Below are 22835 nucleotides of genomic sequence, written 5' to 3'. Positions count from 1 at the left end.
TTTAATTTTTAAACTTTAGGAGAAAACATTATGAGTAATGTTGAAAATGCAGTAAGTCCTGCACAAGCAGAAGTGAATGCTCTGGTTGAAAAAGGTTTGGTTGCGCTGGAAGAATTCCGCCAATTAAACCAAGAGCAGGTGAACTACATTGTGGCGAAAGCCTCTGTGGCGGCGCTGGATCAACATGGTGTGCTGGCAATGCACGCTTATGAAGAAACCGGGCGCGGCGTATTTGAGGATAAGGCGACCAAAAATTTATTCGCCTGTGAATATGTCGTGAACAATATGCGGCATTTAAAAACCGTTGGCGTAATAAGTGAAAATGATGTAACAGGCATCACCGAAATCGCCGATCCTGTGGGCGTCATCTGTGGGATCACCCCGACAACCAACCCGACATCCACCGCCATTTTCAAGTCCCTCATTGCGCTAAAAACCCGTAACCCAATCATTTTTGCCTTCCACCCCTCCGCCCAACAATCTTCCGCGCACGCCGCCCGCATTGTGTATGAAGCTGCTATTGCCGCCGGTGCGCCGAAAAATTGTATTCAATGGATCGAAAAACCATCTATGGAAGGCACATCCGCATTAATGAAACACCCAGGCATCGCCACCATCCTTGCCACCGGCGGGAATGCCATGGTAGAAGCTGCTTATTCCTGCGGCAAACCGGCATTGGGCGTCGGTGCAGGTAACGTGCCGGCGTATGTGGAAAAATCCGCCAACTTAAAACAAGCAGTGCACGACATCGTGATGTCAAAATCTTTCGATAACGGCATGGTGTGCGCCTCCGAACAGGCGGCCATCGTCGATGAAGAAATCTATAACGATTTTGTAAAAGAAATGCTTTCTTACGGCGTTTATATGGTGAACAAGAAAGAAAAAGCCATGCTGGAAGAATTCATGTTCGGCGCAAAAGCCAACAGCAAGAACTGTGGCGGTGCGAAACTGAATGCCAATGTGGTGGGTAAACCTGCCGCGTGGATTGCGGAACAGGCGGGCTTCAAAGTGCCACCGCGAACCAATATTCTGCTTGCCGAATGTAAAGAAGTGGGCGAAAAAGAGCCGTTAACCCGTGAAAAACTCTCTCCGGTACTGGCTTTAATTAAATCCACTTCCCGTGAAGACGGTCTTGAAAAAGCGGAACAAATGGTGGAATTCCATGGTTTGGGTCACTCCGCCGCCATTCACACCTCCGATGCGGAGCTTGCCAAAGAATTTGGTAAACGGGTGAAAGCCATTCGCGTTATCTGGAACTCGCCTTCCACCTTCGGCGGTATCGGTGATGTGTATAACGCCTTCCTGCCTTCCCTTACGTTAGGTTGTGGTTCTTATGGTAAAAATTCCGTGGGCAACAACGTAAGTGCGGTCAATTTAATTAACATTAAACGAGTAGGCAGACGGAGAAACAATATGCAATGGTTTAAAGTGCCGTCAAAAATCTATTTTGAACGGGATTCAATTCAATATCTTCAATCCATGGGTGGCATGGAACGCGTGGTTATCGTGACCGACCGTACCATGGTGGACTTAGGTTTCGTAGAAAAAATCGCCCACCAAATTATGGCTCGTGGCAATCACGTAACCTACCAATTATTTGCCGATGTAGAACCGGATCCGTCCATTGAAACCGTACGCCGTGGTACGGAGTTAATCCGTAACTATAAACCGGATACCATTATCGCCCTGGGTGGTGGTTCGGCAATGGATGCGGCAAAAGTGATGTGGTTATTCTATGAACAACCGGAAGTGGATTTCCGCGATTTGGTACAGAAATTCATGGATATACGTAAACGCGCGTTTAAATTCCCGCAACTAGGTCGTAAAGCCAGATTTATCGGTATTCCGACAACATCCGGTACCGGTTCTGAAGTGACACCGTTTGCGGTTATCACCGAAGGTAATAAAAAGTACCCGATTGCCGACTACTCGCTTACCCCGACCGTCGCCATTGTGGATCCGGCATTAGTGATCACTGTACCGGCACATGTCGCCGCCGACACCGGCTTGGACGTATTAACCCACGCCACCGAAGCTTATGTATCCATTCTTGCCAATGACTTCACCGACGGTCTTGCACTGCAAGCTATTAAACTGGTGTTTGAGTTCCTGGAAAAATCCGTGACCGAAAAAGATCCGGAATCGCGCGAAAGAATGCACAACGCCTCCACCATGGCAGGTATGGCATTCGCCAATGCGTTTTTAGGGATGAACCACTCCCTTGCCCACAAAATCGGCGGTCGCTTCCATACACCACACGGACGCACCAACGCGATTTTAATGCCGCACGTGATTCGTTATAACGGTACCCGTCCGGAAAAAACTGCTACGTGGCCGAAATATAATTACTATAAAGCAGATGTAAAATACCAAGACATCGCCCGTATGCTCGGCTTGCCTTGCAGCACACCGGAAGAAGGCGTACGTTCTTACGCCCAAGCCTGCTACGATTTAGCTGTGCGCTGCGGCATAAAGATGTCCTTCAAAGAACAAGGCTTGGATGAAAAAGCGTGGATGGATGCCCGTCGCGATGTGGCACTGCTCGCCTTTGAAGACCAATGTTCTCCGGCAAACCCTCGTTTACCGATGGTCACCGACATGGAAGACATCCTGACCCGCGCTTATTTTGGTTATGATCCGAAGGACTATTAATTCGCCATTATGCGTTCCACAAAAAAGCCTGGAAATATTTTCCAGGCTTTTCTTTTTGGCTAAAAAGTGCGGTCAAAAAAATTATCCTCTTTTACGGCGTTTTAAGGTATCAAGCAATACGGCGATAACGATAATTGCCCCTTTAACGATTTGTTGCCAATACGGGTCAACGCCAAGCATATTTAATCCTTTATTGGTTGTACCGATAATCAATGCCCCAATAACGCACATTGGGATCGTACCGAAACCACCGCTTAAGGAAACCCCGCCGATAACGGCTGCCGCAATAGCATCAAGTTCCCATGCCAAACCGTAAGACGGGTTACCCGCATAAGTACGTGCCGCCAGCAATGCGCCGGCTAAACCGGATAGCGCCCCGCCAAGGATATAAACCCAAATTAAAGTTCGATTGGTGTTAATCCCGCAAATTTTGGCCGCATTTAAGTTTCCACCGACAGCATAAACGTGACGACCGAATGTTGAGCGGCTAAGTAAGATATGGCTAACGATAACAATTAAAATATATAACAGCACCAATCCCGGCAGCCCTAAAATATTGACATCGGCAATCCAGGTAAAGGCTTCGGAAGAAGCGTCAATCGGACGACCATCGGAATAAAGTTGCGCTGCACCACGTGCAATAATCATCATCCCCAATGTGGCGATAAACGGCGGAATGCTGCCAATTGCCGTAAGCCCACCGTTAATTAACCCCAATCCTGCACCGATTAAAATAGACACGGCAAAAGCAAGTAATGCGGCAGAAACAGTATCGCCGCCCGTTACCACTGAAGCGGAAACTACAGCAGTTAATGCGACCACTGAACCTGATGACAAATCAATACCGGTAGTAATAATGATAAATGTCACTCCAATGGCAATAATACCGAACATAGAGACCTGTTCAACAATACTCCACACTGTTCTTGCCGAGAAAAAACCATCAATTGAAACGGATAAGCCCAAAAAGAGAAGAATTAAAATTAGGACCATTCCATAAGCATTGATAATTTTCTTCAATGTCACGTTTTCCATAATAAGCCTCTCATTTTCTAATTAAAAAACCGATCCTGATAAATAAAAAAATTAGCCTGAAGCCAATTCAAGAATGCGTTCTTGTGTCAGATCCGTATGAGGAATAATACCCACTTGATATCCTTCATGCATTACCATCACGCGGTCGCTCATTGATAAAAGCTCCAACATATCCGAGGTAATCATAATGATGGTTTTGCCTTGTTTTGATAGCTCGACCATCAGCTTATATAATTCCGCTTTTGCCCCCACATCAATCCCTTTGGTCGGTTCATCCAGAATCAGAATGTCCGGTTCTAACAATAGCCAACGGGCAAGTAAGACTTTTTGCTGATTTCCCCCTGAAAGATTATTTGTAATCACTTCCACATTCGGGGCTTTTATCTTGAGCTTTGTTTTTTGTTCATTTGCTGTTCTTTTTGCTCTGACGACAGACACTAGGAAATTTTCCAGATACGGCGACATTTTCGGCATAATCATGTTGTCTGTAATGCTCAAATTTAAAAACAACCCGGTCAGTTTTCGGTCTTCCGTCACAAAACCGATTTTATATTTCATGGCATCTAACGGATTATTAATAATCGCTTTTTCGCCTTTAATATAAATTTCGCCGCTATCCGCCGGTTTATAACCGAATAACCCCTCCACGATTTCCGAACGACCCGCACCGACTAACCCCGCGATACCGAAAATTTCGCCTTTGCGCACGGCGAAATTAATATCCTGATATTTTCCTGCGCGGGTAAAGTGTTTAATTTCCAACACAATTTCATCGGATAAATCAAAACGCTCACGCTGGAACATTTCCGACATATCACGCCCTACCATCATGGAAATAAGCTGTTCTTTGCTAACGTCTTTGGTTGGCTTGGTATCCACATATTGACCGTCACGAATAACCGTAATTTCATCGGATACGCGGAAAACTTCGTCTAATTTATGGGAAATAAAAATAATCGCGATACCTCTCGCTTTTACCGTTTTAATAATGCGGTAAAGTTGCTCGACTTCATTTTCAGTCAACGCTGTGGTCGGTTCATCCATAATAATGACTTTTGCATCATTGGAAACCGCCGTAGCAATGGCAACCAACTGCGCTTTCGCCACCGAGACATCGGACATTTTGGCTGTCACATCCATCGGTACGCCCAAATCTTTTAAAATCGCCGAAGCCTGTTCATCCATTGCTTTTTGATCGAGAAAAAACTTGGCTTGCGTGATTTCACGTCCTAAGTAAAAGTTATCGGCAATGGTTAAATTGGCAGCCGGAGAAATTTCCTGCGGTACCATGGTTAAACCGCTATGGATAGCATCAATAGGGCGACTTGGCTTAAAAGGCTTGCCGTCTAAAATTAATTCTCCGCCATCATCCGGGATATAGATACCGTACAACACTTTCATCAAGGTGGATTTTCCGGCACCGTTTTCCCCCATTAACGCATGCACGCTTCCGCGTTTAACGCGAAGATTAATGCCGTCAAGCGCCTTCACCCCCGGAAATGTTTTCGACACATTTCGCATTTCTAAAATATAGGGAGAATTTGAACTGTTAGTCATTTTTAACTCCTTAAATCGGTTAAGAACGAATATTAAAATCGTCGTTATCGTTATAAAGTGCGGTCAATTTACTCCTTATATTTGTTGATATATTGCTCCTTCATATCGGGTGTAACCAATTCAAAAGGAATCCAGTTATATTTTGGAATATCTTCGCCTAACGCGGCTTTGTATGCCATCTCGGCACTCAAACGTCCCTGCCCTGACGCCGATTGATAAACAGTCGCGTCAAGACCGTTACCCAAATAACCTAAAGCATCCGGCGTCGCGTCAATGCCGACAATAAGTAGATCTTCATCTTTAAAGCCCAGTTTTTTCGCCGCGAGCAATGCCCCGATTGCCATTTCGTCGTTATTACTCAGAATCACATTGGCATCGCGATGTGCCGAAAGCAGATTTTCCGCCACTTCCATACCTTTTGAGCGATCCCATTTTGCCTCTTGCTCCGCCACCACCTTAATTTCAGGATGTTGTGCAAAAATCTTTTTATTGCCTTCCGTACGTTTAATTTGCGCTTCCAAACCCAATGGACCGAGTAAAATAATCGCTTTTGCTGGTTTACCGTTGAGCGAATTAACAATAAATTCCCCTTGCATTTCCCCGCTTTTAATTTCCTCGGATCCCACATAACTTGCCACATATTGCATATCTTCTTCATTCGGTTTCACGGTGACGACAATTAAAGGAATCTTGACTTTTTTCGCTTTTAGCCCGATGGCTTTTACAATTTTTTGATCCGTCGGCATAATAATTAACGCGTCCACATTGGAATCAATAAAATTTTCCACATCATTCAGCATCTTTGCCGGATCGCCATTGGCATCGGCATATTTAAATTTAAGATCCGTTTGCGAACGAACAAATTTATCCATTGAATCCTGCAAGTAAGTCGGGTATTTATCAGCAAGGCTATACATTGAAACGCCAACAACAATGGGTTTGGCAAGAATGATCGGAGTGAAAAGGAGACCAAGAACCAAGATACCTATCTTCTTTAACATTGTTTATCCCTCCGTTTGAGATGACTTGGTGAGTAACGGGAAAGGACAATGTCGTCCTTTCCGTTAGCGTTGATTAAAAAACTATTTTTTATATTTTGCTTGGTATTCCTCTTTTTTATCCGGTGTGACAAGTTCAAAAGGAACCCATTTCACAGACGGCACTTTTTCGCCTTTGGCGGCTAGATATGCCATTTCCGCGCCCGCAGCCCCCTGACCGGCGGCAGATTGGAACACGGTCGCATCCAACCCTTTGCCGAGGTAATCCAAAGCATCCGGTGTGGCATCCAAACCCACAATAATTAAATCTTCGTCTTTAAGCCCTAACTTTCTCCCCGCCAATACGGCACCAATCGCCATTTCATCATTATTACTTACCACAACATTCAGCTTTTTGTTTGCCGCAAGTAGGTTTTCTGCAATTTCCAATCCCTTAGCTCTGTCCCATTTACCTTCTTGTTCGGTAAAGATTTTGATATTTTTATTCTGTGCAAAGATCTCTTTGTTACCTTGTGTCCGTTTAATTTGCGCATCCTGACCTAAAGGCCCCATTAAAATGGCGGCTTCGGCAGGATTACCTTTCAATGTATTCACAATGAAGTCCGCTTGAATACGTCCGCCCTCAATTTCATCGGATCCCACATAACTGGTGACGTACTGCATATCTTCATCTAACGGTTTACGATTAATAATAATGAGAGGAATACCGGCGCGTTTGGCTTTTCTGCCGATGACCTTAACAATATTCGGATCGGTCGGTACCACCAGTAACGCATCAACTTTTTGGTCAATGAAGGTTTCCGCATCGTTTAATAAGCGGGCAGGGTCGCCGTTAGCATCGGCAAGTTTGATTTCGACATCATCGTGAGTTTTATCAAATTCACGAATCGCATCTTGAAGATAGGTTTGCCATTTATCGGAGAAGGCAACCATTGGAGCACCAATTACAACATTTTTAGCGATAACAGCTTGAGACGTTAATAGGATTCCACCACAAAGTAACGCAAGTAGTGTCTTTTTCATAATGCTACTCCCTTTTATCGGTTAAACGAATAACAACAAAAATTGAAATACAGCTATATCCCACCACAACAATCACATACGAATATAAATTTCACTAATAGACAATTTGAAACAAATCATCCGTTTAGTATCTATATCATTAAAATAAGATTTCCTGCAACCGCCATTTTTTGAAAGTGTGAGATAGATCTTATTTTTTGGAAGGAAAATTTAACTACTGTAAAAATAAACTAAATATTTTATTTTTAGCAAAAAAATAGGATCCAAAAGACTCCTATATTCATAATCAATACGGGATTGATTTACGCAATTTCTTCTACGTTTACCCAACGTTTTTGCTCGCAAGAAAGGGCGATGGCGTCCAGTACGCGGGAAACCTTGTAACCCTCTTCAAAATCCGGATATAACCTGTTTTCAGAGGAAGCCAGACCATTGACCAAATCCCTGATCTCCACCGTTTTTTGATCATTAAAACCGATACCATGACTGGCACTTACGCAAAAATGCTTGTAATCAGGGTGTAATGGTCCGGTGAGAATGGTTTTAAACCCTTGTCTTGCAGGATCTTCATCATGCAGATAAAGCTTCAATTCAGCCATTCTTTCCTGAGTATAGGAAATTGTGCCTTTTGTTCCCGTAATCACGTAACTTAGCCCCATTTTACGCCCGCAAGCGATACGGGAGGTTTCAATCGTTCCCATACAGCCATTGGCAAAACGAACCAATGCTGTTGCCTGATCTTCATTTTCTACCGTCAGACGCTCTTGAAGATTATTAGGCTTAGGTCGGGTTTGAATTACCGTTTGCATATCACCGATAACGGTACGAATCTCTTGCCCTAATAAATACTGGGACATTTGCACAATATGTGCGGCAAGATCACCTAATGCGCCTAAACCGGCTTTTTCTTTCACACAATGCCAATCCAACGGTGTATTTTCATTGGCTAAATAATCTTCATTATGCGTACCATAGAAGTGAACGACCTCGCCAATTTCTCCCTTGGCAATAATTTCCCGTGCCAATTGGGTTGTCGGATTCTTGATGTAGTTAAACCCGACTAAAGTCTTCACCCCGGCTTTTTTCGCAGCTTCATACATTAACTTGGCATCTGCTGCCGTCAAGGCAAGCGGTTTTTCGGAATACACGTGTTTGCCATTTGCAATGGCCGCCAGCGCAATTTCTTTATGGAGAAAATTCGGCGTACATATATCCACCACATCCACATTCGGATCCTGCACAATATCACGCCAGTCACCGGTAAAACGTTTAAAACCAAATTCTTTTGCTTTTTTCTCCGCTAATTCGGGCGTGACTTCCGCCAAATACTCTAAAACCAACTCGGCATCAAGAGGAAAAACCGTCGGCGCCTGAGCATAAGCAATTGCATGACAACGTCCGATATACCCTGTTCCCACTAAACCGATACGCACTTGTTTCATACCATATCCTTACCATTCATGACATAAAATAAGAGGAGATAAGTTCTCAAGTTCCACTATCTCCTCCCCATGATTTAAAAATGACGCCGATTAAAGCGTAGGCATACTAAATGCTGCATTTTCAATCACATATTTGTTCGGCCAACGTGTTGTAACCGTTTTCATCTTCGTATAAAAACGTACACCGTCCGGGCCGTAAACATTCAATGTGCTGTAAGAAGAATGCTTCCAACCGCCAAAACAGTGGAATGACATCGGCACCGGAATCGGCACATTAATGCCCACCATACCCGCTTGAACGTGATAAGCGAATTCACGCGCCGCGCCACCGTCGGAGGTAAAAATTGCCGTACCGTTTCCGTAAGGATGTTCATTAATCAGCTTCATCGCCTCTTCAAAACTTTTCGCTCTGACAATGCCGAGCACCGGTCCAAAAATTTCTTCCTTATAAATCACCATATCGGAAGTCACATTGTCAAATAAGGAACCGCCGATAAAGAAGCCATTTTCATGACCTGCCGGTTTTTTGCCGCGTCCGTCAACCACTAAAGCAGCACCTTCTTCTACGCCGGTTGTAATGTAATTAGTCACGTTATTCAGGTGCTGTTGCGTAATGAGCGGACCAAAGTCCATTTCTTTTTCACCCGGTTTCGGAATACCCGGACCACAACGAAGCGCTTCCACTTTCGGTTTTAACGCGGCAACCAATTTATCTGCGGTTTCATCGTCAATCGTAACCGCCAGTGCCAGCGCCATACAACGCTCCCCAGCCGCACCGAATGCTGCGCCTAAAAGTGCATTAGCGGTAGATTCAATGTCCGCATCCGGCATAATAAGTGCATGGTTTTTCGCCGCACCAAAGGTTTGTACGCGTTTGCCGAATTCAGAACCGACTTTATATACATGCGCCGCTGCCGGTGTTGAACCTACGAAACTTACTGCATGAACGCGCGGATCGCGTAATAAAATTTCATTGTCATTACGATCGCCGTGTACCACGTTAAACACGCCATCAGGCAGACCTGCCTCTTTTAATAGCTCGGCTAAACGAATAGACAAAGAAGGATCGGCTTTTGCCGGTTTCAAAATGAAGGTATTACCACAGGCCAATGCAATCGGGAACATCCACATCGGCACCATTGCCGGGAAGTTAAATGGTGTGATTCCCACAGTTACGCCTAACGGTTGTAATGAAGAATGGATGTCGATACCGCGTCCCGCCTGTCCTGAAAATTCGCCTTTCAATAAATGAGGAATACCGCATGAAAATTCCACAACTTCCAAGCCGCGGGTCAACTCACCGCACGCATCGGAATACACCTTACCATGTTCTTCAACAATCAAACGAGCCAATGAATTCCAATCTCTTTCCAATAATTCTTTAAATTTAAACATGATACGGGCGCGGCGTAGCGGAGAGGTTGCCGACCAATCAGCAAAGGCTTTATGTGCCACTTCAATCGCTTCATTGACATCCTCAGGCGAACTCATGATCACCTGACGAATTTGCTCGCCGGTCGCCGGGTTATAAATCGGATGCGCTTTTGTCCCTCCGCTTGGAACTTGTTTACCATTAATAAAGTTATAAACGGTTTCCATTTTGAACTCCTTCTTATAGTTTAAGAAATTAACATTGCGATAAACGAATGGCAATTTACATAAAACGACGATGCTTATCACCCAAGGTAGCTATAGAGTAGGAAAATAAAATGAAATTTTCAAATCATTTTATTTTAAATTAAATTTTTTATTCCATTTTTGTGATCTGTGTCTGATTTTAGTCAATCCCATAAAAAAGTGCGGTGAAAATCCACCGCACTTTTTTGTCCATTATGATTAATTTGCAACCCGTCGGGTTTGATAATACACAACCACAGCAAATAGCACGGATGCCAATACGGAGCACACATCGGCACCGACCCAGAAATAGGACAAGCTGTCGAAATCATAAATTTTCTTACCGACTTCATTAATCACCGTGGTTTTATCTAACATAAATCCGGTGAGAAACTCCCCTGCCGCCGCACCGGCATAGCCGAATACGCCCATCATGCCTAATGCGATACCGGACGCGGATTTATGGGAAATATCCGTCGCCAATAGACCGCCTAAGAAACATAACTGAATACCGAGCGTAATACCAAAGACGGAAAGCGCAATAATGGAGAACCAGGTATTGCCGTTCGGGGCGAATAAGAAGGCTGCCAAAGAAATGGCGTTCAGCAAGCTGACCCCAATAGTCATGATATTCCGTTTACCCTGTAAGAAACGGTCGGATAACCAGCCTGAAACCACTGTTCCCAGAATACCGACAATACTGTTTACGCTAATAATGGAAGCCGCTTCAATGGTGGTATAACCTTTGCCGTTTTCCAGGAAAAATACTCCCCAACTATTCACTCCATAACGGGCGATGTACATACAACAAGAGGCGACTGCCAGGATCCAAATCGCCGGATTTTTTATCACTTCCCATTGGTGTTTTAATACTTCTTTATTATCGAAAGTTTCCTCTTTTGATTCGGTTTTAATAATCGGTTTAAATCCGCAGGATTCCGGTGAATCTTTCATAAACATAATGGCCACAAGCACACCTAACAAGCCAGTGATACCGGCAAAATTAAACCCGGCGCGCCAACCGAATGCAGTAATAATGGCGGCAGTAACCACAAAAGTAATGGCTTCTCCCGCATTATGCGCAACAGACCAGAAACCGTAATAAGAACCACGATCTTTGTCATCATACCAACGGGATAACGCCACGACGCAAGGTCCCACCCCCATGGATTGCACCCAGCCGTTGAATCCCCAAATAATGGTCAACACAATGGCGCTGGTGTTCATGCCCATGGCGAAATTGGCAAGCGCGGAAAAGAATAACCCGACAGACAAGAAACGAACGATGTTGGAATGATCCGCCAACGCGCTGTTCACGAATTTCCCTACCGCATAAGTAATAAAGGTTGCGGAACCGATAACCCCCAATTCCGTTGCGCTTAATATGCCGTTATTGACTAATGCAGGCTTCGCCACATTAAAAGATAAGCGGCAGACATAATAAATGGCGTAGGCGAATGAAAATGCCCAAAAGTTTTTCATTCGCGTACTTCTAAACATTTTTTCCGTGTAATCCTTCAACGGAATCGCCGAACTGGCTTTAAAAAAGCTGAGAACAGACATATAGCCTCCTTTCCACGCTAACGTATTTCGTGTGAATTTCTGATCTGATTGAGTTCTGCAAACAGCGCTTCGGTACAACAACCTAAAATATAATTTCCTTTGATGAGTCCTTCATTTTCAAGGAAATTATTCACATACCCGCCCGCTTCTTGAACAATAATGATCGCGGCGCAAACATCCCAAGCATTAATATGCGGCTCAAAATAGCCAATTAAGCGACCTGCCGCCACATAAACCAGCATTAACGCGCCAGAACCGTTCCGAATGAACATACCGCCATCCAGCAAAATTTGGTGTAGCACAGGGGTAAAGGTATCGGGATGGATACGGTGGGACACGCCCAATCCCATTAATCCCTCTTTTAAAGAGGTGGAAGAGGAAGCGTGAATAGGCTGATCATTCAGAAATGCGCCATCCCCTTTCATTGCTCGGAACAACTCATTGTGGACGGGATCAAAAATCACACCGGAGACAATTTGATTTTTATGCAAAATTGCAATGGACACGCACCATGCGTTTAATCCATATAAAAACGGGCTGGTGCCATCAATCGGATCCACAACCCAACAATATTCACAGGCTAAGTTTTCAGCACCGGATTCTTCGCCTAGAAAACCATCTTGCGGAAAACGCTGTTTTAATGCTTCTTTAATTTTCGCTTCAACGGTTTTATCCGCGATACTGACTTGATCCTGCAAATCGCCTTTTTTACACTCAATTTTCAATTCCTTACGCTTAAGGTAAAAATCCAGTGCAATTTTCCCAACTTCTTTGACTAACTCCTGAGAAAATAAATATCTATTTCGTAGTTCAACGTCCATATATATTCTCCTGATAATATATCGTTGTAGGCTTACAACATAAACTATTAAATGAAAATTTGTGTGCTTATCCTCCTTGTTCATTTTATGAACATATTCAAATTAATCCTGTCATTTGAAAAATACAATACATCTAAACCATAAAATGAACTTTTTATTCCACTTTTGTGATCTATATCTGATTTTAAAGAAAAGCCGGTAGATTAATTAAGTTAAGGGGGTATTATCTGAGGGGTCTATTGAGTCATTTTAGGAGAATGTGATGAGTTACTTACTATCTAAGTCTAAAAAAAATCATCCTGAAAAGAACGGTGAAGTCCAAAAAATCACGCCACAAACAGCCAATTGGGAATATGTCGGTTTTGAGATGTATCACCTGCAAAAAGACCAAGCGCTTACCTTCGATACGGAAAATACCGAGGTTTGCTTCGTGCTGATTGCCGGTCAAGCCACCGTGACCACCGCACAGGCTACATTTGAACATATCGGCAACCGCACGTCGCCTTTTGAACGAATTCCGCCTTATTCCGTGTACGTGCCACATCATCAGCAGGTCCACATTAAAGCGGAAAGCTATTTAGAACTGGCAGTTTGCCGCGCGCCAAGCCAAGGGAATTTACCAGTGCGTTTAATCGAACCAAAAGATGTGGGTGTAGAAAAACGCGGATACGGCAATAATAAACGTCTGGTGCACAATATCCTGCCGGAAACCGAAACCGCAGATGCGTTATTAGTAGTTGAAGTATTTACCGATGAAGGCAATACCAGCTCGTTCCCGAGCCATAAACACGACGATAAAAATTCTCCGACCGAAACCTACCTGGAAGAAACCTATTATCACCGTTTCTCCCCGCCACAGGGCTTCGCATTACAGCGCGTCTATACCGACGACCGCTCGTTAGATGAGTGTATGGCGGTATATGACGGCGATGTGGTTCAGGTGCCAAGAGGTTATCATCCCGTTGCCACCATCGCCGGTTATGACAATTATTACTTAAACGTGATGGCCGGTCCGGTGAGAAAATGGCGTTTTACCTGGGAACAGGATCACGCTTGGATCAACAGTGAAGAATACGCCGATAAATTCAAATAAAGCTTAACGCCATAAAATCGACGAAAAGTGCGGTCGTTTTTTCAAACGAAATAACCGCTTTTTTATTGAATTTTCCATTCATCCCGATAATATTTATAAATATTTATTTTACGGATATAACAAGATGAAAGAAAAATCTCAATTAATCAATTTACAAACTGAAATACAAACCCGTTACGACAGCTTAAGCAAAAGACTCAAACAGGTTGCTCAATATATTCTGGACAACAGCGACAGCATCGTTTTTGATACGGTTGCCACTATCGCCGAAAAAGCGAATGTACCGCCCTCCACATTAATCCGTTTTGCTGCTGAATTCGGTTTTTCCGGCTTTAATGAAATGAAACAAATTTTTCGTGAGAATCTCATAGAAAAAACCACAAACTACACGGAGCGACTACAGCTTTCACACAAAATCGCCCAATCGGAAGGAGAAGAATCCCCGGAAGATATTTTGACGATTTTCTCGCAATCCAACAGTCGGGCATTGATTCAACTGGCAGAGCAAACCACAAACGATCAAATTTACGCCGCCGCAAAAATGTTAAAAGAAGCCAATAACATTTTTATTATCGGTTTAAAACGATCTTTTAGCGTTGCCTGTTATCTCAATTATGCCCTTCATCACTTAGATTGCAGTTCCTTTTTAATTAATGGGTTGGGCGGAATGTTTGATGAACAGCTCAATCAGGTTAAAGAAGGCGATGTGGTGGTTGCCATTAGCTTTTCGCCTTATGCGCCGGAAACCGTCAATATTATGAATACCAGTGCCAAAAAAGGCATTAAACAAATTGCCATTACCGACAGCCAAATCAGCCCGCTACTTGCCTTCAGCGATATTGCTTTCGTGATAAAAGAAGCGCAGGTGTTGGGATTCCGTTCCCAATGTTCCACCATGACATTGGTTCAAACACTGGCGATTGTGTTGGGATTGGAAAAAGAAAAAGAGAAAAAGTAACAAAAATGCCCCGAACGGGGCATTTTACGTTGATGGGTTTAACGGGATTTCCAAAGTTTAATCAGTCTCCGGTATCTTTCTCCCACTGCGGCGATCAGTTCGTCATCCGTTAATTTTCCGGCAAACCAATCCGCCGACGGCTGCCCGAAAATTGTCCGCCCCACCGCAAAGCCTTTTACCAAAGGCGCATTGGCAGACGCATCGAATACCGCTTTAAACTGTGCTTCCGGCGCATCCAAGCCGAGAATCAGAATACCGCGACAATATGGATCATTTGCCTGAATCACCTCGCTGATACGTTCCCAACCCTGCGCCGAAACGCCCGGTAATTTCCACCAATCCGGCTTGATACCTAATTGATAGAAGTGTGCGAGAATATCCGCATAATATTGTTCGTTTTGTTCCATATCCGCCAGCAAAATCACTTCCAGCAACAGTTCATGGCCGGTTCGACAGCAGGCTTGATACACTTGTTTTAACGTGGCATCCTGCTCCGCTTTCATCTCTGCGCTGTCTTTCGGATGATAAAAGACCAAACATTTCACCACATGTTCTTGCGGCCAGCCGGCTAGTTGGCTACCTAAATCGCCGTGTTCCAAACGCAACGGACGGGAAGACGGAAGCTCAATCGGGCGGCCAATCCACCATTTTTTACCGGTAATTTCATTCAGTGCCGCTTGCCCGAAAGTCGTATCCGCAAGAATCCCCGCCTGACCGTTATAAATACCTTCTTCCTGCGCCGTTTTTTCCGCCGTCTGCAAGAGAAGCTGTTTCAATTTAGGAATACGTTTGACATCCGCGCCGTATTTTCCCGCCATATCCACCAATTGCTTGCGATGGTCAAAAGCAAAAATACATAAGTTATCCCATTTGGCTTTTCTGGTTGTCACGCGATGTAAATGGTTAAGTTGCTCATCTAAATCAGGGCGCGGCACCGATTGTGCGCGGGCAAGGTAATTATCCAGCTCCGCTTTTGTCGGCATTGCCGGTGCGCAACCATGACGGGAAACCACCAACGCCCCGCAGGCATTGGCATAACGGCAAGCCTGTTCCCAGCCTTCATTATTAATGTAACCGCGAATCAGCCCCGACATAAAGGCATCGCCGGCACCCAATACGTTAAGCACTTCCACTCTCACGCCGTAAACATTTAACCCGCCGTCCAAATCGTCAGGAATTTCCCCTTCAAACACCGAACAGCCCAGCGCGCCACGCTTGCAAACTAAAACGGCATGGCTGAATTTACGCACATTCTTAAGTGCAGTTAAGGTATCTGTCGAACCGCCGGCAATGTGAAATTCTTCTTCCGTCCCCACCAATACATCAAAGTGGTGCAATACCTCTTGCAAGGATTTGGTTACCGCCGCTGAATCAATAAAACGGGTTTCCCCATCACCCAAGGACGTCAGCCCCCATAATACCGGGCGATAATCAATATCCAGCAAACGTTTCGTATTATTTCTGCCCGCATATTCCAGCGCCGTTAACACGGCTTCTCTTGTTTTCGGATGCGACAAATGCGTGCCGGTAATGGCAAGCGCTTTGGCGGAAGCGATATAACTTTCATCAAAGTCATCTTTGGTAATCGCCATATCGGCACAATTTTCACGGTAAAAAATCAACGGGAAAGTATCTTGATCTTTAATGCCTAAAATCACAAGAGCGGTCAGGCGTTCTTTATCCGTAATCAAATGACCGGTATCCACGCCGACACGTTGCAATTCCTCACGCAAAAAACGTCCCATATGTTCATCACCGACACGCGCCAGCATAGAGGATTTCACGCCCTGCACCGCCGTACCATAGGCAACATTACCGGACGAACCGCCAAGATATTTGGAAAAAGAAGAGGCATCTTCCAATCTGGCACCGATTTGTTGTGCATAAAGATCAACAGCAACCCGACCAAGACAAATAAGGTCTAATGTTTTTTCTACCGTTTTCATAATGCAATTCCTTCTTATTTAATGAAATTGTTTTACCTACACAAATTGAAACATATATTTCAAAAAAATCAACATTGAAATTCGATTTTTTAGACGTTAATCACAAAATCAAGTCCGTCAGATTTTCTTTTCGACATTTCCCGTGCCAAGATTTAAAAGGCTGTTAATCTGTTTTTACAAGATAAAACATAAATTCGGGAAAATTTGATCTATGTCGCAAAAATGAAATTTTTATTTCAAAAGCATTTAAAATTAAAAGAATGCTTATATACTTGGTTCAATGCTCGCTACCCGTAAAGGAGATTCTGATGAAAACCGTAAGACTTACTGTTGCACAAGCACTCATAAAATTCCTTGATAATCAATATGTTGAATTTGACGGCAAAGTAACAAAATTTGTTGAAGGTATCTTTGGTATTTTCGGTCATGGCAATGTGCTCGGCATTGGTCAGGCGCTGGAACAAGACAGCGGTGACCTGATTGTGCGCCAAGGGCGCAACGAACAAGGCATGGCACATGTCGCCATCGGTTTTGCGAAACAAAATCTGCGCAAAAAAATTTACGCCTGCACCTCTTCCGTCGGTCCCGGCGCCGCCAACATGATTACTGCCGCCGCCACCGCAACCGCCAACCGCATTCCGCTATTGCTTTTGCCCGGCGATGTGTTTGCCACCCGCCAACCGGATCCGGTTTTACAACAAATCGAACAATTTCATGATCTGAGCCTCAGCACAAACGACGCGTTCCACGCCGTCAGCAAATATTGGGACAGAGTCAGCCGCCCGGAACAACTGATGACCGCCTGCATTAACGCCATGCGGGTGTTAACGGATCCGGCGGACACCGGCGCCGTCACCATCGCCCTGCCGCAAGACGTCCAAGCGGAAGCCTATGATTTCCCGGAATATTTCCTGCAAAAACGCATTCACCGTATTGAGCGCACGCTCCCTACCGAACCTATGTTGAAATCTGCCGTGGATCTGATTCTGAAAGCGAAAAAACCGTTAATTGTCTGTGGTGGTGGGGTGCGTTACTCCGAAGCGGCGGAACAGTTAAAACAATTTGCCGAAACCTTCCAGATTCCTTTAGCCGAAACCCAGGCGGGAAAAAGTGCGGTCATTTCCGAACACGTTTTGAATGTGGGCGGCGTGGGAGAAACCGGCTGTTTGAGCGCTAACCTGTTGGCAAAAGAAGCGGATCTGATTATCGGTATCGGCACGCGCTATACGGATTTCACCACTTCCTCCAAATGGATCTTCCAGAATCCGAATGTGAAATTCCTGAACATCAACGTTGCCCGTTTCGATGCCTATAAACTGGATGGCGTCCAAGTGGTTGCCGACGCCAAAGAAACGCTGGAAAAATTGACCGCACTTTTAGCGCCGACAGGCTATCGTTACCGCGCCCAATGGGGCAATGCCGTTGCCGAAGCCAAAGCGCAATTTGCCCAGGAACTCCAACGGATTTATCACGCGGTTTACACGGAAACCGATTTCGTACCGGAAGTGGACGATGCTTTGGATCGCGAAAAAGTCTATGCGGAATTTATTAAATTGACCCAATCCCATCTGACTCAAAGCCGCGTGTTAGGCATTCTCAATGAAACCTTGGGCGAAAACGACATTATCGTAGGCGCCGCGGGCAGCTTGCCGGGCGACTTACAACGCGCCTGGCAGTCCAAGGGTGAAAACACTTACCATCTGGAATACGGCTATTCCTGCATGGGATACGAAGTGAACGCCGCGTTGGGTGCCAAATTAGCCCAACTGGAAAAAGAAGTTTATGCCTTATTGGGCGACGGTTCTTACATGATGCTTCATTCCGAACTGGTGACCTCCGTACAGGAACACAAAAAAATCAACGTGGTTTTATTCGATAACATGACAAACGGCTGTATTAATAACCTGCAAATCGGCAACGGGATGGACAGTTTCGCTACCGAATTCCGCTTCAGAAATCCGCAAACCGATAAATTGGACGGCGGATTCGTGCCCGTTGACTTTGCCATGAATGCGGCATCTTACGGTTGCAAAACCTATAAAGTCACCACCGAAGAGGAATTACGCGCCGCCCTCGCCGATGCGCAAAAACAAACCGTCTCTACGCTGATTGACATAAAAGTCTTGCCGAAAACCATGATCCACGGCTACGGCAGCTGGTGGCACGTCGGCGTGCCGGAAGTGTCGGAAAAAGAAAAAATCCGCAAAGCGCACAAAAACAGCGTGAAACACATTAACGAAGCAAGACGTTATTAATCCGTCATTTAATTTATTTCTCCAATTTAACCACTCTGTTGAGAAGGAAAACACTATGAAAGCTGAAAACGTGAAATTAGGTATCGCGCCAATCGGTTGGACTAACGATGATATGCCTGATCTTGGCAAAGAGAATACCTTTGAACAATGTGTAAGTGAAATGGCACTTGCGGGTTTTACCGGATGTGAAGTTGGAAATAAATATCCGCGCGATGTGGAAGTGTTAAAACATAAACTGGCGGTTCGCGGTATTCAAATTTGTAATGCGTGGTTCAGTACGTTTTTTGTCGATGGTAAAAAAGAGGAAACCATCAAAGAATTTATCAAACATCGTGATTTCCTCCATGCCATGGGCGCCAAAGTGATCGGCTGTTCCGAGCAAAGCCGTAGTATTCAAGGCACCACCAAAGCCGTGTTCAAAGAGAAAACCGTATTCACCGAAGAAGAATGGCAACGCCTCGCCGAAGGTTACAACGAACTTGCCAAACTTGCCGCCGAAAAAGGCATGAAAGTTTGCCTGCACCACCACATGGGCACCGGCATTCAAACCCCGGCAGAAATTGATAAGTATATGGCGGTGGTTAATGATGATGTGTATTTGTTATTCGATTCAGGTCATCTCTACTATTCCGAAGGCTCACAAAAAGCCATGCTGGATGTTTTGGAAAAATACATCGATCGCATTTGCCACGTGCATTTGAAAGACGTGCGCGATGAAGTGGTCGCCGACGTAAAAGCCAATAATCTGAGCTTCCTGGAAGGCGTGCGTAAAGGCACCTTTACCGTGCCGGGCGACGGTGTGATTGATTTCAGACCGATTTTCGACATTCTCGAGAAACACAATTACAAAGGCTGGATGGTCGTTGAAGCGGAACAGGATCCGGCAATCGCCAACCCATTTGAATATGCCGTCAAAGGCCGTAAATACATTAAAGAAACAGCGGGGATTTAATCATGATTAAAGTAGGTATTATCGGCGCCGGTCGTATCGGTCGCGTACATTCCGAAAGCATTACAAAATATGTCAAAGGCGCTGAAATCAAAGCGATTTCCGATGTTCGCGTCACCGATGAGCTCAAACAATGGGCGAAAGGCATGGGCATTCCGCACGTTTATGAAGACTATAAACACATTTTGCAGGATCCTGAAATTGATGCCGTGTTGGTTTGTTCCTCCACCAACACCCACGCGCCGATTTCCATTGAAGCCGCCCGTGCCGGCAAACACATTTTCTGCGAAAAACCGGTGGATGCCGATGTAAATCGCATTAAAGAAGTCTTAGCCGAAGTGGAAAAAGCGGGCGTGAAATTCCAGGTAGGATTCAACCGTCGTTTTGACCACAACTTTAAAGCCATCAAGACCCGCGTGGAAAACGGCGACATCGGCGAACCGCACTTAATCCGCGTCACCTCCCGCGACCCTGACGCACCGCCGATTGAATACGTTAAAGTGTCCGGCGGGATGTTCTTTGACATGACCATTCATGATTTCGACATGATCCGTTATTTATCCAGCAGCGAAGTCGTGGAAGTGTATGCGGCGGGTGGCGTGTTGGTGAATCCGGAAATCGGTAAAGCCGGCGATATTGACACCGCCGTCATCACCTTAAAACTGGCGAATGGCGCGATCGGTGTAATCGACAACAGCCGCAAGGCGGTTTACGGCTACGACCAACGGGCGGAAGTGTTCGGCTCGAAAGGCGCAGTACAAACCCGTAATGATACCGATTCTACCGCCGTGTATTCCTGTGAAGCAGGCGTGATTGCCGAAAAACCGAAATATTTCTTCCTGGAACGCTATATGCAATCTTTCGCTGACGAAATGGCGTGCTTTGTGGATTCCGTAGTGAACGACAAACCGACTTTAGTCAACGGCAACGACGGTTTGCAACCTGTGCTTATCGCGTTGGCGGCAAAACGTTCTCTTGATGAAGGACGCCCGGTGAAACTGGCGGAAATCGCCTAAAAGCATTTCCGATGATAAAAAAAGACCTGAAGCGAATTCAGGTCTTTTGTTTTTCGGCGGGTTAAAAAACACTTGAATTTTTGACCGCACTTTTGCCCCGAAACCTACAACGGGCTTTCGGTTTGCAGGCGTTCGCAAATGTCGGTAATGGTGAGAATGAGGCTGGAGCGGATAACTTTTTCCTTGCGCTGACGTTTGATTTGGTAAAGCAAGGAATCCTGATTGTCGGCTTCGGGCGGGAAATCGAGGAGCTGTTTATCTTCCAATAAATGTAAATGGCGGGCGAAATCCAAAATAATATCATCGGAAAAATCATAGTCTTTTTCGTCGTTATTTAAGGTTTCTTTTAGCCCGATAAAGTGAAGAATGTCGGCAAAAACCGGCTGTTCCACAATGCTTAAACCCAGCAGCACTTTTAAGCGAATGCTTAAATCGGAAAGCGGGCCGGAGGTTTCAAACAGGGAATCCACCACGGATTTCACGGCGAAATCCGTTTTACGAAAAACACGGTTAATCAATGCATCTACGGTTTCATCAAAAATCGCAACGGAGACGGTGATGAAACCGCGAAGAGACATTGCGCCATTTAATTTTTCATAAACCTGATCAATCGGCACCTGAAAATCCTTTTAAAAACCCATTATCTTAAATTTCACAACGCAAGGGCGAACGTTCATTCGCCCTACTTCACTTAAATCGCCTGATAAGCCGCGACAATGCGTTCAATCACGGCATCGCCCTGCAACTCGGTATATTTACGCACGGTTCCCGCGACGCCGTTTTCAGCAAGCGATGCCGCCAATTCCAAGGCTTGCGAATCCTGTTCGTTGCGATACGCCAAGGCTGAGGCAATGGCGTTGACCAAATGCTGATTCGGCAAACCGTATTCCAATGTGCCGCGCAACGGTTTGATTAAGCGGTCGTTGTAGCTTAATTTGCGCAAAGGCTCGCGCCCCACACGATCCACATCATCCACCAGGAACGGATTCGCAAAGCGTTTTAAGATTTTTTCAATATACGCCGCGTGCGCCTGCGGATCAAAACCATAACGTTTAATCAACACCGCGCCGCTTTCCTGCATGGTGGCTTTCACATCCGCTTTAATGGCGTCGTCTTCAATGCTTTCTTTCACGAAGCGATAGCCTTTTAGTTTGCCTAAGTAAGACGTAGTAGCGTGTCCGGTATTCAGGGTGAACAATTTGCGTTCCACAAACGCCATCAGATTATCGGTTTTCTCCATGCCACGAATTGCCGGAATTTGCCCTTTAAACTGGGTTTCATCCACGATCCATTCGCTGAATTCTTCCACAGTGACCAATAACGGATCGCTTTCATCCGCTTGTACCGGCGGTACGATACGATCCACGGCGGAATCCACGAAACCGACTAATGCTTCCGCTTTAGCTTGTTGTTCCGGCGTTAAGTGGGTGAAAACCTGCTCTTTTAAGAAGGTTGTGCCGCGCACCATATTTTCACAAGCGATGATATTTAACGGCGTGTCGTTTCCGGCGGCGAAACGGGCAACCAAGCCTTTTGCAATAGTGCCGGAAATAATTTTCAGCACATTCGGCCCGACGGCGGTGGTCACCAAATCTACAGTCTTGAATAATTCAATCACGGCATTTTCATCTTTAGAATTGATGCCGGTGACGTTAGTGACTTCTTCCACCGTATTCACGCTGTCGCCGACGATTTTGACATGATAGGACTGTTGCGTTTTCAGCAAGTCAATCACCTTATCATTCACATCGGCAAAAATCACTTCAACACCGCTGTCCGCCAATAATTTTCCGATAAATCCGCGACCGATATTGCCCGCACCGAAATGTAATGCCTTCATGTTATTTCTCCTTTAAGTAAGGCTACATACCGCACTGCCTGTCGCCTGTAAAAACACCTTTAAAATCAAC

17 protein-coding genes are annotated in these 22835 nt (G+C 45.1%); 6 read left to right on the top strand and 11 right to left on the bottom strand.

Annotated features, from left to right (window positions below; translation table 11 throughout):
* Window positions 1-30: 30 nt before the first annotated feature.
* Complete coding sequence (gene adhE, locus DK423_RS05635) at window positions 31-2652, top strand: bifunctional acetaldehyde-CoA/alcohol dehydrogenase (protein WP_005557950.1); 2622 nt, start codon at window positions 31-33, stop codon at window positions 2650-2652.
* Window positions 2653-2733: 81 nt separating this feature from the next.
* On the opposite strand, the gene DK423_RS05630 is transcribed toward adhE, so the two are convergent.
* The 8 genes from DK423_RS05630 to DK423_RS05595 form a co-directional block, all read right to left on the bottom strand.
* Window positions 2734-3687, bottom strand: a complete 954-nt coding sequence (locus DK423_RS05630; RefSeq protein ID WP_005557948.1) for an ABC transporter permease — start codon at window positions 3685-3687, stop codon at window positions 2734-2736.
* Between the two features lie 51 nt (window positions 3688-3738).
* On the bottom strand, window positions 3739-5244 hold the full coding sequence (locus DK423_RS05625; RefSeq protein ID WP_005557946.1) for a sugar ABC transporter ATP-binding protein: 1506 nt from the start codon (window positions 5242-5244) through the stop codon (window positions 3739-3741).
* Between the two features lie 68 nt (window positions 5245-5312).
* Window positions 5313-6245, bottom strand: coding sequence for a substrate-binding domain-containing protein (locus DK423_RS05620; protein ID WP_005557943.1), 933 nt, complete (start codon window positions 6243-6245; stop codon window positions 5313-5315).
* Between the two features lie 81 nt (window positions 6246-6326).
* Window positions 6327-7265 carry a substrate-binding domain-containing protein gene (locus DK423_RS05615; protein ID WP_005557941.1) on the bottom strand — a complete coding sequence of 313 codons (939 nt, stop codon included), beginning with the start codon at window positions 7263-7265 and terminating at the stop codon, window positions 6327-6329.
* 302 nt (window positions 7266-7567) lie between these two features.
* On the bottom strand, window positions 7568-8707 hold the full coding sequence (locus DK423_RS05610) for a Gfo/Idh/MocA family protein (RefSeq protein ID WP_005557939.1): 1140 nt from the start codon (window positions 8705-8707) through the stop codon (window positions 7568-7570).
* A 90-nt stretch (window positions 8708-8797) separates the two neighbouring features.
* Window positions 8798-10306: a CoA-acylating methylmalonate-semialdehyde dehydrogenase gene (locus DK423_RS05605; protein WP_005557925.1), complete on the bottom strand. Its 1509-nt coding sequence runs from the start codon at window positions 10304-10306 to the stop codon at window positions 8798-8800.
* Window positions 10307-10543: 237 nt separating this feature from the next.
* Entirely contained in the window at window positions 10544-11887 is a 1344-nt protein-coding gene (locus DK423_RS05600; protein ID WP_005557923.1) for an MFS transporter, read from the bottom strand.
* Between the two features lie 17 nt (window positions 11888-11904).
* Window positions 11905-12708: an inositol monophosphatase family protein gene (locus DK423_RS05595; RefSeq protein ID WP_005557921.1), complete on the bottom strand. Its 804-nt coding sequence runs from the start codon at window positions 12706-12708 to the stop codon at window positions 11905-11907.
* A gap of 262 nt (window positions 12709-12970) precedes the next feature.
* Between DK423_RS05595 and iolB the strand changes: the two genes are divergently transcribed.
* The gene (iolB, locus tag DK423_RS05590) at window positions 12971-13801 is read left to right on the top strand and encodes a 5-deoxy-glucuronate isomerase (RefSeq protein WP_005557919.1); all 831 of its coding nucleotides are present in this window, start codon (window positions 12971-12973) and stop codon (window positions 13799-13801) included.
* Window positions 13802-13925: 124 nt separating this feature from the next.
* Window positions 13926-14759, top strand: coding sequence for a MurR/RpiR family transcriptional regulator (locus tag DK423_RS05585; protein ID WP_005557918.1), 834 nt, complete (start codon window positions 13926-13928; stop codon window positions 14757-14759).
* Between the two features lie 38 nt (window positions 14760-14797).
* On the opposite strand, the gene DK423_RS05580 is transcribed toward DK423_RS05585, so the two are convergent.
* Window positions 14798-16705, bottom strand: coding sequence for a bifunctional 5-dehydro-2-deoxygluconokinase/5-dehydro-2-deoxyphosphogluconate aldolase (locus DK423_RS05580; RefSeq protein ID WP_005557917.1), 1908 nt, complete (start codon window positions 16703-16705; stop codon window positions 14798-14800).
* A gap of 308 nt (window positions 16706-17013) precedes the next feature.
* On the opposite strand from DK423_RS05580, the gene iolD reads away from it, so the two are divergent.
* Genes iolD through iolG form a run of 3 tightly spaced genes read left to right on the top strand, consistent with a single transcriptional unit; the run spans window position 17014 to window position 20925 of the window.
* Window positions 17014-18960, top strand: coding sequence for a 3D-(3,5/4)-trihydroxycyclohexane-1,2-dione acylhydrolase (decyclizing) (gene iolD / locus DK423_RS05575; protein ID WP_005557916.1), 1947 nt, complete (start codon window positions 17014-17016; stop codon window positions 18958-18960).
* Window positions 18961-19015: 55 nt separating this feature from the next.
* Window positions 19016-19912 carry a myo-inosose-2 dehydratase gene (gene iolE, locus DK423_RS05570; RefSeq protein ID WP_005557914.1) on the top strand — a complete coding sequence of 299 codons (897 nt, stop codon included), beginning with the start codon at window positions 19016-19018 and terminating at the stop codon, window positions 19910-19912.
* Window positions 19913-19914: 2 nt separating this feature from the next.
* Complete coding sequence (gene iolG / locus DK423_RS05565; protein ID WP_061886057.1) at window positions 19915-20925, top strand: inositol 2-dehydrogenase; 1011 nt, start codon at window positions 19915-19917, stop codon at window positions 20923-20925.
* Window positions 20926-21029: 104 nt separating this feature from the next.
* On the opposite strand, the gene DK423_RS05560 is transcribed toward iolG, so the two are convergent.
* The gene (locus tag DK423_RS05560; protein ID WP_005557911.1) at window positions 21030-21542 is read right to left on the bottom strand and encodes an MltR family transcriptional regulator; all 513 of its coding nucleotides are present in this window, start codon (window positions 21540-21542) and stop codon (window positions 21030-21032) included.
* Between the two features lie 74 nt (window positions 21543-21616).
* The gene (locus DK423_RS05555) at window positions 21617-22765 is read right to left on the bottom strand and encodes a mannitol-1-phosphate 5-dehydrogenase (RefSeq protein ID WP_005557909.1); all 1149 of its coding nucleotides are present in this window, start codon (window positions 22763-22765) and stop codon (window positions 21617-21619) included.
* Between the last annotated feature and the right edge of the window lie 70 nt (window positions 22766-22835).

The sequence above is a fragment of the Aggregatibacter actinomycetemcomitans genome, assembly GCF_003130205.1.
Taxonomy (GTDB): domain Bacteria; phylum Pseudomonadota; class Gammaproteobacteria; order Enterobacterales; family Pasteurellaceae; genus Aggregatibacter; species Aggregatibacter actinomycetemcomitans_A.
This window is presented reverse-complemented; position numbering and strand designations above follow the sequence as displayed.